Source organism: Sphingomonas sp. Ag1 (assembly GCF_000980895.1).
Classification (GTDB): Bacteria; Pseudomonadota; Alphaproteobacteria; order Sphingomonadales; family Sphingomonadaceae; genus Sphingomonas; species Sphingomonas panaciterrae.
Map to the genome: position 1 here is coordinate 989,902 of NZ_LAZX01000094.1, position 13,018 is coordinate 1,002,919.

The 13,018-nt window shown below is 66.7% G+C and carries 12 protein-coding genes; 8 read left to right on the forward strand and 4 right to left on the reverse strand.

The features are described 5' to 3' along the window. Nucleotides 1-129 precede the first annotated feature (129 nt). Nucleotides 130-1,017 carry a LysR family transcriptional regulator gene (locus tag XM50_RS17660; protein ID WP_046411304.1) on the forward strand — a complete coding sequence of 296 codons (888 nt, stop codon included), beginning with the start codon at nucleotides 130-132 and terminating at the stop codon, nucleotides 1,015-1,017. Nucleotides 1,018-1,023: 6 nt separating this feature from the next. On the opposite strand, the gene XM50_RS17665 is transcribed toward XM50_RS17660, so the two are convergent. Then, nucleotides 1,024-3,525, reverse strand: coding sequence for a TonB-dependent receptor (locus tag XM50_RS17665; RefSeq protein WP_046411923.1), 2,502 nt, complete (start codon nucleotides 3,523-3,525; stop codon nucleotides 1,024-1,026). A gap of 213 nt (nucleotides 3,526-3,738) precedes the next feature. Here XM50_RS17665 and XM50_RS17670 point away from each other — a divergent pair, with 213 nt between their 5' ends. Then, the gene (locus tag XM50_RS17670) at nucleotides 3,739-4,206 is read left to right on the forward strand and encodes an Hsp20 family protein (RefSeq protein WP_046411925.1); all 468 of its coding nucleotides are present in this window, start codon (nucleotides 3,739-3,741) and stop codon (nucleotides 4,204-4,206) included. Between the two features lie 106 nt (nucleotides 4,207-4,312). Here XM50_RS17670 and XM50_RS17675 read toward each other — a convergent pair whose 3' ends face one another. From XM50_RS17675 to secG, 3 genes are all read right to left on the reverse strand, one after another. Beyond that, complete coding sequence (locus XM50_RS17675; protein ID WP_052742644.1) at nucleotides 4,313-4,891, reverse strand: NUDIX hydrolase; 579 nt, start codon at nucleotides 4,889-4,891, stop codon at nucleotides 4,313-4,315. Beyond that, nucleotides 4,884-6,518 carry a CTP synthase gene (locus XM50_RS17680; protein ID WP_046411306.1) on the reverse strand — a complete coding sequence of 545 codons (1,635 nt, stop codon included), beginning with the start codon at nucleotides 6,516-6,518 and terminating at the stop codon, nucleotides 4,884-4,886. Before XM50_RS17680 ends, XM50_RS17675 begins: the two co-directional genes overlap by 8 nt. Before the next feature lie 85 nt (nucleotides 6,519-6,603). Further along, on the reverse strand, nucleotides 6,604-6,990 hold the full coding sequence (gene secG, locus XM50_RS17685; RefSeq protein WP_046411928.1) for a preprotein translocase subunit SecG: 387 nt from the start codon (nucleotides 6,988-6,990) through the stop codon (nucleotides 6,604-6,606). A gap of 208 nt (nucleotides 6,991-7,198) precedes the next feature. On the opposite strand from secG, the gene XM50_RS17690 reads away from it, so the two are divergent. The 6 genes from XM50_RS17690 (at nucleotide 7,199) to edd (ending at nucleotide 12,994) form a co-directional block, all read left to right on the forward strand. Next, nucleotides 7,199-7,537 (forward strand): MarR family transcriptional regulator, encoded by a 339-nt coding sequence (locus XM50_RS17690; protein ID WP_046411308.1) that lies wholly within the window; start codon nucleotides 7,199-7,201, stop codon nucleotides 7,535-7,537. Continuing rightward, entirely contained in the window at nucleotides 7,524-7,847 is a 324-nt protein-coding gene (locus tag XM50_RS17695) for an SH3 domain-containing protein (RefSeq protein ID WP_231622013.1), read from the forward strand. Before XM50_RS17690 ends, XM50_RS17695 begins: the two co-directional genes overlap by 14 nt. Next, entirely contained in the window at nucleotides 7,844-8,758 is a 915-nt protein-coding gene (gene argC / locus XM50_RS17700) for an N-acetyl-gamma-glutamyl-phosphate reductase (protein ID WP_046411312.1), read from the forward strand. The genes XM50_RS17695 and argC overlap by 4 nt, the downstream gene beginning before the upstream one ends. A 69-nt stretch (nucleotides 8,759-8,827) precedes the next feature. Beyond that, the gene (zwf, locus tag XM50_RS17705; RefSeq protein WP_046411314.1) at nucleotides 8,828-10,291 is read left to right on the forward strand and encodes a glucose-6-phosphate dehydrogenase; all 1,464 of its coding nucleotides are present in this window, start codon (nucleotides 8,828-8,830) and stop codon (nucleotides 10,289-10,291) included. 102 nt (nucleotides 10,292-10,393) lie between these two features. After that, the gene (pgl, locus tag XM50_RS17710; protein WP_046411930.1) at nucleotides 10,394-11,101 is read left to right on the forward strand and encodes a 6-phosphogluconolactonase; all 708 of its coding nucleotides are present in this window, start codon (nucleotides 10,394-10,396) and stop codon (nucleotides 11,099-11,101) included. A 57-nt stretch (nucleotides 11,102-11,158) separates the two neighbouring features. Further along, on the forward strand, nucleotides 11,159-12,994 hold the full coding sequence (gene edd, locus XM50_RS17715; protein WP_046411316.1) for a phosphogluconate dehydratase: 1,836 nt from the start codon (nucleotides 11,159-11,161) through the stop codon (nucleotides 12,992-12,994). The last annotated feature ends 24 nt before the right edge of the window (nucleotides 12,995-13,018 follow it).

Here is a 13,018-nt window from a genome sequence, read left to right on the forward strand (position 1 = left end):
GAGAACCTCCGAAGTGTTGCTGCGGAGATAGGATCAACCCTGCATCGCGAAAACAGAAACGATTGAAACGTATTGTTTCCGTAGTGAGGTTGAGGCTATGCGGGGTGACGTTCTTTGGAGACGCCACAGATGCGCTTACCCGACCTCGAGGCCTGGGCCATTTTCGCCACCGTGGCCGAACACCGGTCATTCACCGGAGCAGCCGAGACCCTGGGCCTCAGCAAGGCCACGGTGTCGAAAGCGATCGCGCGGCTGGAAAGTGATCTGGGCCAGTCGTTGTTCCACCGCACCTCGCGCCGCCTGGCGCTGACCGAGGCGGGCCGCCCGCTCGCCGAACGTGCCGCGATGATCCTGGCATCGGCACATGCCGCGGAAGAGGCGGCACGTGACGCGGCGCGCACACCGGTAGGCCGGGTCCGTCTGGCCGCGCCGATGACCTTCGGCGTCAGCAATGTCGCCCCCCTGCTCGCCGATTTCCTGAGCGCGCACCCGGGGATCGAGGTGGAGCTGCACCTGTCCGACGCGCGGGTCGATATCGTCGCGGAAGGGTTTGACGTGGCATTGCGCATTGCCGAACTGCCCGACAGCTCGCTGCGGGCGCGGCGGCTGTGCTCGATCCAATCCTATCTGGTCGCAGCGCCCGCCTATCTCCAGCGGCGGGGCACTCCGACCCATCCGGGCCAATTGGGGGAGCATGAACTGCTCGGCTACACCAATCTGTCCGGCCCCTGGCGCTTCCGCGGTCCTGGCGGCGCCGAGGTATCGGTGAAGGCGCAAGGGCCGCTGGCCGCGAACAGCGGCGAGGCGCTGATCCCTGCGCTGGTCGCCGGGCTCGGCATCGCCCGCCTGCCCGCCTTCATCCTGGGCGACACGATGGAGACCGGGCAGGTGGTGGAAATCCTGCCCGACTGGCGACCCGCCCCGGTCGGCCTCCACCTCCTCACCCCGCCCAGCCCGTTGCGCCCCGCCCGGGTCGAAGCGTTGATCGCGTTCCTGGGCGAGCGCCTGCGGGATTGAGCCCGCTCAGAAGGCGGCCGACAGCGTGAAGCCCCAGGTGCGCGGGTCGCCCGGCTGGCCGACGATCAGCCCGGTCGAGCCCGACTGGGTGGCGAGCAGCTCGTAATAATCTTCGTCAAAGGCATTACGCAGCCAGGCGAACAGGTTCAGCCCGTCGTCCGTCTTGAACCCGAGGCGGAAGTTGGACAGCGCATAGCCATCAACCCAGGTATAAGCGGATGGCGAGGGATTGGACGAGAAGCGGGAGCGATAGCTGCCGTCATAGCCGATATAGACCTGCCCCTCGCGGCCGGCGATCGACGTCGGGATGCCGTATTCCGCGCCATAGCTGAACGCCCATTTGGACACGCCCGGCAGCACCTGCCCCGAAATGTCGCACGACGGCGGGCTGAGCGCGCCCGGGACGCCGGCGGGGCCTGGCCGCTGCCCCGGCGCCGCGGCGGGGCCGCCGGACAATTCGGGCGGGCACGGCGCATCGACGAAGCGGACATATTTGGCGTCGGTATAGGCGCCGTTGATGTAGAGGTTCAGGCCGCTCACCGGCCGGAACGCGCTGTCCACCTCGATCCCGCGCGTGCGCACCTTGCCCGCATTGGCAAGATAGCCGCGCAGCACACCGACCTGCTGGTTGTTCACCGTCGCCTGGTAATCGTCGATCTCGGTCCAGAAGGCGGCGAGGTTTACGGTCGCGCGGCGATCCCAGAATTGCGTCTTCAGCCCCAGTTCGAAGTGATTGACCGTTTCGGGATCGATCGTCTGGACCGCGAGGATCGGGTTGTTGGCGGCATCCAGCGGCAGGCCCGACAGGTTGATCCCGCCCGACTTATAGCTGTGCGCATAGGTCGCATAATAATGAATGTCGGGAGTGAAATCGTACGACACGGTGATGTCGCCCGAGATGTTCCAATTGTCGAATTCGGGCTGATAGCTCTGCGGCGCCAACACGCCGCGCTGGTCGTTGGTCAGTACCGGGCTGCCGCTGCCATTGGTGACGGTGGCGACATAATCGCCCTCCTTCTTGTCGTAATTGACGCGCAGGCCCGGCGCGATCTCCAGCCGGTCGGCGGCCTGCCACGTCAGCTTGCCGAACAGCGCGGCCGAGGTGTTCTTGAAGCCGATCGTGTTGCGCGAGGTCAGCCCGTTCAGCACCGCCGGATTGCACGCGGCGGTCGTCGGCGTGGCGCAGCCATTGGGGCCGAAGGGCGGATTGCCGGGATTGAGCAGGAAGCGGCTGGCCGCCGACCCTTGTGACTGAAGCCCCTGCGTGTCGATCGTCTGGTAGAAGTAAAATGCGCCCACCGTATAATCGACCGGCCCCTTCGTATCCGAGGCGTAGCGGATCTCCTGCGTGAACTGGCTCTGCTGCGACGGGTTGGCCGAAACAGGGGTGATCGGCAGCCCGATGAAGTCGCGGTCGTTGGATGGGTTCCAGTGCCAGAAGCGCCACGCGGTGACCGAGGTCAGCGTGCCCGAGCCGAGCGTCCAATTGGCCAGCGCCGATGCGCCGCCAAGCTCCTGCTCGGCGCGCAGATCGGTATCGACGTCGGTCAATCGGTCAAAGGCGTTGGTCGACGGCGGCGCATAGCCGAAGGCGGCGGAGAGGGCGGCGAACTGCCGGCTGACCGGGCGCTGCGTCGTCCCTACCCGCGCATAATATTGCACGCAGCAATTGGGGTTCTGGCGGTTGTAGTCGGCGAACAAGGTGACATCGAGGTCAGGGCTGGCGCGAAACAGCATCTGGCCGCGCAGCCCGACATTGTCCTGGCTGTTCTGCCATTCGCGCTGGAGCGTGTTGTACACCGTGCCGCGCCGCGTGGTGATCGAGCCGGAGATGCGGGCGGCGACCACATCGGCGACGATCGGCCCGGACACCGAGAACTTGCCCTGGAAGAATTCGTAATTGCCGCCGCTCACCTCGACCCGGGCCTCGGGATCGAAGCTGGGCCGGCGGGTGGTGATGTTGATCGCGCCGGCGGTCGTGTTCTTGCCGTACAGCGTCCCCTGCGGGCCGCGCAGGATCTCGATCCGTTCGGTGTCGGTGAAGTCGAACGTCGCAGAGGCGATGCGGCTGTAATAGACTTGGTCGACATAGATGCCGACGCCCTGCTCGATCCCGTCGTTGGTCAGGCCGAACGGCGCGCCGAGCCCGCGGATGTTGGCCGCCGAGTTGCGCGGATTGGTCGAATAGAATTGCAGCGTGGGCTGAAGCTGGGTCAGGCGATTGACGTTATAGGCGCCCGTTTCCGCCAACGCCTCACCCCCGATCACCGACATGGCGATTGGCACGCTTTGCACCGTTTCGGCGCGGCGCCGCGCGGTGACCACGATGTCGCCGCCGCCCTGCTGCGCGGGGCCGAGCCGCCCCGCCGCCCCCGTCTCCGTCTCCGGCACTGATGCAGGGTCCTGATCCGCGGCCGGCGCCGGTGACTGTCCCTGTGCCGTTTGCGTCACGCTTTCGGATGGAGAAGCGGCCGGAGCGGCCAACAGGATGGCAAGCGTAATCGACATCGACATCGTCCCCTGAACTGTTGATGCAACGTCCATCAACAAAGTGGGGATTGCAATACCCGATCAACTTAGAGGGATTTTGAGAGGCCTCTTGAAATATGTCTTGACCTTACCAGATTTCCTCCGTGCGGCGCCGATGCCGGGCCGTACAGACGGTGGCGCGACGCTGGTCGTGCGCCTCCGCTTTCAACTCGCTCATTGGAGGAATTGAAGATGCGTCTTGACCTTACCCCCTACCGCCGTTCGACCATCGGCTTCGACCGGCTGTTTGACTTGATCGAAACCAACGCCCGCAATGCGAGCGACAATTATCCCCCCTTCAACCTCGAGCGCGTCGCTGATGATCGCTACCGGATCACGCTTGCCGTGGCCGGCTTCTCTCGCGACGAGATCGAGATCACGGCACAGCAGAACCTGCTGCTGGTGTCCGGCAAGAAGGACGACAAGGCCACTGGCCCGAACTTCCTCCATGTCGGCATTGCCACCCGCAGCTTCGAACGCCGGTTCGAACTGGCGGACTTCGTCTTTGTCGAGGACGCTCGGCTGAACGACGGTCTGCTGGTGATCGACCTGGTGCGCGAAGTGCCTGAGGCGATGAAGCCCAAGAGCATCGCCATCAAGACCGGCCAGAAGCCGACGGTCGTCGAGGACAAGTCCGGCGAGACCGCGCAGGCCGCGTAACTGTTCGGCGCCTCTTTGCTCCCTTTCGAGGCGTCGTGGGGCGTCCGGGCCAATCGGCTCGGGCGCCTTCGCTTTGTCGGGATCACGTGGCGCGCGTCGCTTGCGCTCAATCCAGCGGCGCGGCCCAGTGTTGCGGCAGCGCCATGGCGAGCGCGGCAACGTGCATTGCGTGTACGATCGCGCCGCTGCGCGCCTGCGCGATTACCTCCGCCACCGGCCTGATCGACAGGCGTAGCCGCTCGGTCGGCTCGTCCACCGGTTCGGCCAGCCGGCGAACGCCCGTGGCGAGAACGGTGTGGCAGCGGTTCGCCTGAGTCGCGGGATTGGGCGCGAGCGTCGCGGCCAGCCGCCACGCGCCGCCGCCAAAGCCGGTTTCCTCCAGCAATTCGCGCTGGCCAGCGGCGATCGGGTCCGCGTCCTCGGGATCGATCGCGCCGGTCGGCAGCTCGCGCGAGGTGACGCCCCAGCCGTGGCGATATTGATCGACCAGCAGCAGGTCGCCCGCCTCGTCCAGCGCGACCACGATCACCCAATCGGGATATTCGGTGACGAAGAAGGGCGCGATCCGCACCCCCTCCGCCGTCACGCAATCATCGGCGCGCACCCGCAGCCAGCGGTCATCGACCACCAGCCGCGATGCCTCGACCCGCCATGCCGGCAGGTCGCCCTCGCGCGTGTCAGACAAGCCGGCTCTGCTTCACCGCCGCGGCGATGAAGCTGGCGAACAGCGGATGCGGATCGAACGGCTTGGACTTCAGCTCCGGGTGGAACTGGACGCCGACGAACCAGGGGTGGTCGGGCCGCTCGACGATCTCGGGCAAGGTGCCGTCGGGCGACATGCCGGAGAACACCAGGCCGCCCTTTTCCAGCGGTTCCTTATAAGCCGTGTTCACTTCGTAACGGTGGCGGTGACGCTCGTAGATCGTCGTGTCGCCATAGATGGAGGCGACGACGCTGTTGCCGGCGAGCTTCGCCTCATAGGCGCCAAGCCGCATCGTGCCGCCCAGATCGCCCTCGGCCTCGCGCTTCTCCAGCCCGTCGCGGCCCATCCATTCGGTGATCAGGCCAACCACCGGCTCGGTCGTGGGGCCGAATTCGGTCGAGGAGGCTTCCTTGATCCCGGCCAGATCGCGCGCGCCCTCGACGCACGCCATCTGCATGCCGAAGCAGATGCCGAGATAGGGAATCTCGCGCTCGCGAGCGAAGCGCACGCTGGCGATCTTGCCTTCCGCGCCGCGCTCACCGAAGGCGCCGGGCACCAGGATCGCGTCGCACGGCTCGAGCTGCGCGGCGATTTCCGCGTCGTCATTCTCGAACAGCTCGGCGTCGATCCAGTTGATGTTGACCTTCACCCGGTTGGCGATGCCGCCATGGACCAGCGCCTCGTTAAGCGACTTGTACGCATCCTGCAGGCCGACATATTTGCCGACCACGCCGATCGTGACCTCGCCTTCCGGATTGGTCAGGCGATCGACAATCTCGGTCCAGCGCGACAGGTCCGGCGCGGAGGACGGGGTGATGCCGAAGGCGCGGAGCACCTCGGTATCCAGCCCCTCGCCATGATATTGCAGCGGCACGGCATAGATGCTCTTCGCATCGAGCGCCGGGATGACCGCGGTTTCGGGCACGTTGCAGAACAGCGCGATCTTGGCGCGATCCGACGGCGGCAGCGGCTTTTCACAGCGGCAGACCAGAACGTCGGGCTGCACGCCCAGCGCCGCGAGCTCGCGCACCGAATGCTGCGTCGGCTTCGTCTTCAGCTCTCCGGCGGCGGCGATGTATGGCACCAGCGTGACATGGACGCTGATCGCATTACCGCGGCCAACCTCGTTCTTCAGCTGGCGAATCGCCTCGATGAACGGCAGCGACTCGATGTCGCCGACCGTCCCGCCGATTTCGCACAGCACGAAATCGAGGTCGTCGGTCTGGTCCTTGGCGAATGCCTTGATCGCATCGGTGACGTGCGGGATCACCTGCACCGTTGCACCCAGATAATCGCCGCGCCGCTCGCGGGCGATGATCTGCTGATAGATGCGGCCGGACGTAACGTTGTCGCTCTGCCGCGCCGCGACGCCGGTAAAGCGTTCATAATGGCCAAGATCGAGGTCGGTCTCCGCCCCGTCGTCGGTGACGTACACCTCGCCATGCTGGTACGGGCTCATCGTGCCCGGATCGACGTTCAGATAGGGATCGAACTTGCGGATCCGCACGCGATAGCCGCGCGCCTGAAGCAATGCGGCGAGGCTCGCCGCCATGAGACCCTTGCCGAGCGAGGAGACCACGCCGCCGGTGATGAAAATAAACCGCGCCATGGGGATATCGACTTAGCCTCGAACAAACATGGGGGACAAGCGCCCGCTTTCACGGACGCGATGAAATTCCGGCGAACCGGGGGGATCAGCGGGCGAGCGGAACGCCGTTGTCGGCCGGGGCCGTCTGGTTCGCCGCCGCTGCCGCCGCCGCGGCTTCTGCCGCCGACAGGCCGGCATCACCCTCGGGCTGCGGCGCCGTCTGGCTGACCGGGGCACGCCGCTCGAGCGAGGTGTCGACGCTGGTGCCGCCACGCGTTGCCGCCAGCACCGCCAGCGCGATCGACATCAGCACGAACAGCGCCGCGAGCACCGAAGTCGCCCGCGTCAGGAAATCCGCCGCGCCGCGCGCCGACATCAGGCCCGACGGGCTACCGCCAGTCGTCAGGCCGCCACCTTCCGATCGCTGCATCAGAATCACCGTCACGAGGGCGGCGGCAATGATCGCCTGAACGACGAGAAGGAAGGTGAACATGTCGAATCCGATGTTGTGCCGGCGCTGGCTGGCCGATGCGCGCACATAGGCGCGGCGAGCCGCGCGATCAACCATTGCCGGATTTCGTGACAGTACTGAAACCAGCCGCGCGGGTGGACGTTATCTGTTGCGAACGGCGCGCATCAGCCGCCTGGTATCCGGATGACGCATTGTGGCAGTTCTCGCGAATTCCGAATTGAGCTCCTGGATGAACACCCTGGTGGACTATGTCCGCTCGGGGGAGCCCGACCTGACCAACCGCCAGATGGCGCTTCTGCTGGTCGTTTATCTGAAACCGGGCCCGCATACGGTGCGCGGCCTGGCGCGGATCCTAAACGTGTCGAAGCCGGTCGTCACTCGCGCCTTGAACAGACTTGGCGCGCTCGGCTATCTGCGCCGCCAACGCGACGACAGCGACAAGCGCAACATCTTTGTCGCACGCACATCCGAAGGGGCAAATTTTCTTGAGGAGTTCGGCCAGTTTCTCGGCGACGGCGATGAGCCAGTCCCCAGCCGCGCCAGCGCAACCGCAGGTGCCAGCGCGTAGATCGTTCGCGCTGGTCGGCCGTTCGCGCACGCTTGATCCGACTCGTTTTGCCGTGCGCAGCGACCTTGCCGACGTGCGGCTCGCCGATCAGGTATTCGCCCCGCATTATGCCGCGCACCAGCCGCGCCGTGCCGCCGTTGCCGCCGATCTGCGCACTGCGCGCGCGGCCGATTCGGGTGTGCTCGCGACCCTCGCGCCAGGCGATGCGTTTGAACTGCTCGACGTCACCGGCGACACGGCATGGGGCATTGCCCCCGCGTCCGGCTTTGTCGGCTATGTTCCGGCCGCGGCGCTCGAGGAGCAGCCATGACTGCAACCGTTTACATCGATGGCGCGGTCGGCACGACGGGGCTTGAGATCCGGGAGCGGCTGGAAGGTCGCAGCGACATCAGGCTGGTCACGCTGGGCGAGGATCGGCGCAAGGACGTCGCCGCGCGGCGCGAAGCGATCAACGACGCCGATGCCGTGATCCTTTGCCTGCCCGATGAGGCGGCGAAGGAAGCGGTTACCTTGGTGGAGAACCCGCGCGTTCGCGTGATCGATGCGTCCAGCGCGCACCGCGTCGCCGACGGCTGGACCTATGGCTTCCCAGAGCTTGGCTTCGACGTTGCCGACGTGCAGCGCGTGTCAAACCCGGGCTGCTACCCCACCGGCTTTCTCGCGCTCGTCACGCCGCTGGTGCGCGCCGGGCTGATCATGCCGGACGCTGGCCTCGTCGTGCACGGCACGTCGGGCTATTCGGGCGGCGGCAAGGCAATGATCGCCGAGTTCGAGGCGGGCAATGGCTCGGCCCACCGCGCCTATGCGCTGCACCTCGGGCACAAGCATGTGCCGGAAATGACGCGCCACGCCGCGCTTGCCTGTGCGCCGATCTTCCTGCCGTCGGTCGCGAACATCCATCGCGGCATGGTGATCGAGGTGCCGATCCACGCGGCGCAGCTCGCCCCCGGCACCACGGTCGCGGCGATCCGCGACGCGCTGGCCGCCACCTTCGACGATACGCCGCTGGTGCGCGTGTCGACCGACGACGTGACCCTGATCCGGATCGAGGATGACGCGGGCACCGACCGCATGACGCTGCACGTGTTCGGCAGCCCGGCGGGGGATCAGTTCCGGCTCGTCGCCACGCTCGACAATCTCGGCAAGGGAGCGTCGGGCGCTGCGGTCCAGAACCTGAACCTGATGATCGGGGCCGACCCGCTGACCGGGCTGGTCTATTAAGCCGCGACCGGCATAAGTCGTCGCGCGTTCCCCAAGGGCGAACGCCGACAGCCAACAGGAGAAGCAAACATGCAGCGCAACCCGGTCGGGAAGCTATTGTTGTTTGGCGCGACGGGCGACCTGGCGCAGCGCATGCTGCTGCCCTCGCTCTACGGCCTCCACGCCGACAAGCTGCTGCCCGATGGGTTGACGATCACCGGCACCGCGCGTTCGGAGCATGACGACGACAGCTTCCGCGAGTTCGCGCGCAAGGCGCTGGACGAATTCGTGCCCAAGGATCGCTGCGATGCGGACACGATCGACACCTTCGTCGCGCGGCTGCAATATCAGCCGCTCGATGCCACCGACACCGACCATTACGACGCGCTGGCCAAGAAGGTCGGCGACGTGTCGGGCGGGCTCGCCATTTTCCTGTCGACCGCGCCGTCCCTGTTCGAGCAGGTGATCCGCGGGCTCGAGGGCGCCGGCCTTGCCGGCGAGACGGTGCGCATCGGGCTGGAAAAGCCGCTGGGCTATGACCTCGCCTCCAGCCGCGAGATCAACGACACCGTCGCCACCGCCTTCCCGGAGGAGCGGATTTTCCGCATCGACCATTATCTGGGCAAGGAAACCGTCCAGAACATCATGGCGCTGCGTTTCGGCAATTCGTTCTTCGAACCGGTGTGGAATGCGCGCGGGATCGACAACGTCCAGATCACCGTCAGCGAAACCGTCGGGCTGGAGGATCGCGCCAGCTATTACGATGGCGCGGGTGCGCTGCGCGACATGGTGGCGAACCATATCCTGCAGCTCGTCGCGCTGATCGCGATGGAGCCGCCGGCGCGATATGATGTGGCCGAGATCCGCGACGAAAAGGCCAAGGTGTTCCGCTCGCTGCGCCAGCTGAAGCCGGAGGAGGTCCCGCAGAACAGCGTGATCGGCCAGTATCTGGGCGGCGCGATCAACGGCGAGATCGTCAAGGGATATGACGAGGAGCTGGGCAAGGATTCCAACACCGAGACGTTCGTCGCGCTGAAGGCGCATGTCGACAATTGGCGCTGGCAGGGTGTCCCCTTCTACCTGCGCACCGGCAAGCGCATGCCGACCCGGCGCAGCGAGATCGCGATCCAGTTCAAGCCGGTGCCGCATTCGATGTTCGCCGGCCGCGGCGGCCTGCTTCAGCCCAACATGCTGATCATCCGCCTGCAGCCGGAGGAATATATCCAGCTGCTGGTGATGGCGAAGGAGCCGGGGCTGGACCGCGAGGGCATCCGCCTGCGCGAAGTGCCGCTGAACCTCAGCCTCGATGCCGAATTCGCCGGCAAGCGCCGCCGCATCGCCTATGAACGCCTGCTGCTGGACCTGATCGAGGGCGACCAGACGCTGTTCGTCCGCCGTGACGAGGTGGAGGCGCAATGGACCTGGATCGACGCCATCCGCGAAGGGTGGAAGGCGAACGACATGAAGCCCAAACATTATGCCGCCGGCACCTGGGGGCCCGCCGCCTCGATCGCGCTGACCGAGCGTGACGGCGTGAGCTGGCAGGACGATTAACAAGCGGGGACCTTGCACGGTCCCTCGGCCGTTCGTCCTCCATCATCGGGGGCACGGTTCCAGAACAGGGTCCGCCCCGTGCGGAACAACGAAAGTGACATCATGAGCGACGAAATCGAATGGTGGGAATATGACGACGCGCAGGAGATGGCGGAGGCGGTAGCCGGCGACATCCAGTTCATCATCGAAAGCGCGATTGACGCGCGCGGCGCGGCCGTCGTCGCGCTGTCTGGCGGCAAGACCCCCATCCCGATCTACAAGAAGCTGGCGGAGGCGAAGCTCGACTGGAAGCGCGTGACGATCGTGCCGACCGACGAGCGCATCGTGCCGCTGGGCGATCCGCTCAGCAACGTGACGATGATCGGCAAGACCTTCATCCCGAAGGGCGCGCGCGTGATCCCGATCGTGCCGGGCGCGACGGACGACTACAAGGCCGCCGGCCGCTCGGCGGATGCGCTGATGCAGGACCTGCACTGGCCGCTCGACCTGTGCCTGCTGGGCGTGGGCGGTGACGGGCACACCGCGTCGATCTTCCCGGGCCCCGACTATGACGAGGCACTGAACGGCCCGCGCGAACGCCGCGCGCTAGGCGTCATGCCCGATCCGCTGCCGCCGGAGGCGCCGGTCGCCCGCGTCACGCTGTCGTGCGCGGGAATCATCTCGGCCAAGGCGCTGATGATCGCGGTCACCGGCGCCAGCAAGCGCAAGGTGTTGGAAGACGCAATCGCTCAGGGCGCCGGCTCGGCCTATCCGATCGGCCGCGTGCTGGCCGACGCGGAACTGCCGGTCGACATCCACTGGGCCGAATAGCGCCTGGCGGGCGCTGGCGCGTCATCAGGCTCGTGTGAACGGAAGTAGAGTGCAACAATGCCCCAGCTGAACGCCATCGTATCCGCCGTCACCGATCGCGTGATCGCGCGATCGCGTGACAGCCGCGCGCGCTATCTCGACCTTCTGCTGCGCGAGCGCGACCAGTGGATCGGCCGCCCGGCGCTTGGCTGCGCCAACCTTGCCCATGCCTATGCCGGGACGGAGGAGGACCGCCCCGCCATGCGCACGGGCGAGGGCATGAACATCGGCATCGTCACCGCCTATAACGACATGCTCTCGGCGCACGCGGTCTATTACCGTTATCCCGAGCAGATGAAGGTGTGGGCGCGCGAGGTCGGTGCCACGGCGCAGGTTGCGGGCGGCGTGCCGGCGATGTGCGATGGCGTGACCCAGGGCTATGCCGGCATGGAGTTGTCGCTCTTCAGCCGCGACACGATCGCGCTGTCCACAGCGATCGCGCTCAGCCATGGCACATTCGAGGGCGCGCTGCTGCTCGGCATCTGTGACAAGATCGTGCCCGGCCTGCTGATGGGTGCGCTTCGCTTTGGTCACCTCCCGATGCTGATGGTGCCGGGCGGCCCGATGCCGAGCGGCATTTCCAACAAGAGCAAGGCCGAGGTGCGCGAGCGGTTCGCCGTCGGCGAGGCGGATCGCGAGGAGCTGCTCGACAGCGAGATCGCCGCCTATCACACGCGCGGCACCTGCACCTTCTTCGGCACCGCCAATACCAACCAGATGATGATGGAGGTGATGGGCCTCCACATTCCCAACGCCGCCTTCGTCAATCCGGGCACCAAGCTGCGTCAGGAGCTGACCCGCGCCGCCGTGCATCGCGTAGCCGGGCTTGGCTGGCGCGGCGAGGATTACCGCCCGATCGGCCATTGCGTCGACGAACGCGCGATTGTGAACGCCGCCGTGGGCCTGCTCGCCACCGGCGGTTCGACCAACCACCTGCTCCACCTGCCCGCCATCGCGCGCGCGGCCGGCATCGTCATCGACTGGGAGGACATGGACCGGCTGTCGAGCGAGGTGCCGCTGATCGCGCGCGTCTATCCCAATGGCGCCGCCGACGTGAACGGCTTCGAGGCGGCGGGCGGCATGGCGTTCGTGATCCGGGAGCTGCTCGCCAGCGGCCATCTGCATGGCGACATCCTGACCGCGGGCGGCACGTCGCTGGCCGATTATGCCGCCAAGCCCGTGCTGGAGGATGACCGGCTCGCCTGGCGCGATCCGGGGCCGAGCGGCGACGACACGATCCTGCGCACGCCGGACAAGCCCTTCTCCGCCGACGGCGGCATGCGCATCCTGGCGGGCAACATCGGCCGCGCCTGCATCAAGGTGTCGGCGGTCGACCCTGACCGCTTGATCGTCGAAGCGCCAGCCGCCGTCTTCTGCGACCAGGCAGCGGTGCTCGCCGCCTTCCAGCGTGGCGAACTGGACCGTGACGTGGTGGTGGTCGTCCGCTTCCAGGGGCCGCGCGCCAATGGCATGCCCGAATTGCACAAGCTGACCCCGCCGCTCGGCGTGCTGCAGAACAGGGGCTATCGCGTGGCGCTCGTCACTGACGGGCGCATGTCGGGCGCGTCGGGCAAGGTGCCCGCGGCGATCCATGTGTCGCCGGAGGCGCTGCCGGGGCTGAATGGTGTCAGCGGGCCGATCGCGCTGATCCGCGACGGCGACATCATCCGGGTCGACGCCGTGGCGGGAACGCTGGAGGCGCTGGTCGACCCCGCGGAGTGGGCCGCGCGCACCCCGGCCGAGGCGCCGCCCGCGGCCGACGGGTTCGGGCGCGAGCTGTTCGGCATGTTCCGCGGGCTGGCGGACGAAGCGGAAAAGGGCGCGTCCGCCGTGCTGGCATGTGCCGGGCTGTAAGCCGAAGCCGCGCGCAATGACCGC

What these genes read in the sequence shown, in the direction of transcription:
- XM50_RS17665 (WP_046411923.1), bottom strand. Translation starts at nt 3,525, where the DNA reads ATGTCGATTACGCTTGCCATCCTGTTGGCCGCTCCGGCCGCTTCTCCA.
- XM50_RS17670 (WP_046411925.1), top strand. Translation starts at nt 3,739, where the DNA reads ATGCGTCTTGACCTTACCCCCTACCGCCGTTCGACCATCGGCTTCGAC.
- zwf (WP_046411314.1), top strand. Translation starts at nt 8,828, where the DNA reads ATGCAGCGCAACCCGGTCGGGAAGCTATTGTTGTTTGGCGCGACGGGC.
- argC (WP_046411312.1), top strand. Translation starts at nt 7,844, where the DNA reads ATGACTGCAACCGTTTACATCGATGGCGCGGTCGGCACGACGGGGCTT.
- XM50_RS17660 (WP_046411304.1), top strand. Translation starts at nt 130, where the DNA reads ATGCGCTTACCCGACCTCGAGGCCTGGGCCATTTTCGCCACCGTGGCC.
- pgl (WP_046411930.1), top strand. Translation starts at nt 10,394, where the DNA reads ATGAGCGACGAAATCGAATGGTGGGAATATGACGACGCGCAGGAGATG.
- secG (WP_046411928.1), bottom strand. Translation starts at nt 6,990, where the DNA reads ATGTTCACCTTCCTTCTCGTCGTTCAGGCGATCATTGCCGCCGCCCTC.
- XM50_RS17680 (WP_046411306.1), bottom strand. Translation starts at nt 6,518, where the DNA reads ATGGCGCGGTTTATTTTCATCACCGGCGGCGTGGTCTCCTCGCTCGGC.
- edd (WP_046411316.1), top strand. Translation starts at nt 11,159, where the DNA reads ATGCCCCAGCTGAACGCCATCGTATCCGCCGTCACCGATCGCGTGATC.
- XM50_RS17690 (WP_046411308.1), top strand. Translation starts at nt 7,199, where the DNA reads ATGAACACCCTGGTGGACTATGTCCGCTCGGGGGAGCCCGACCTGACC.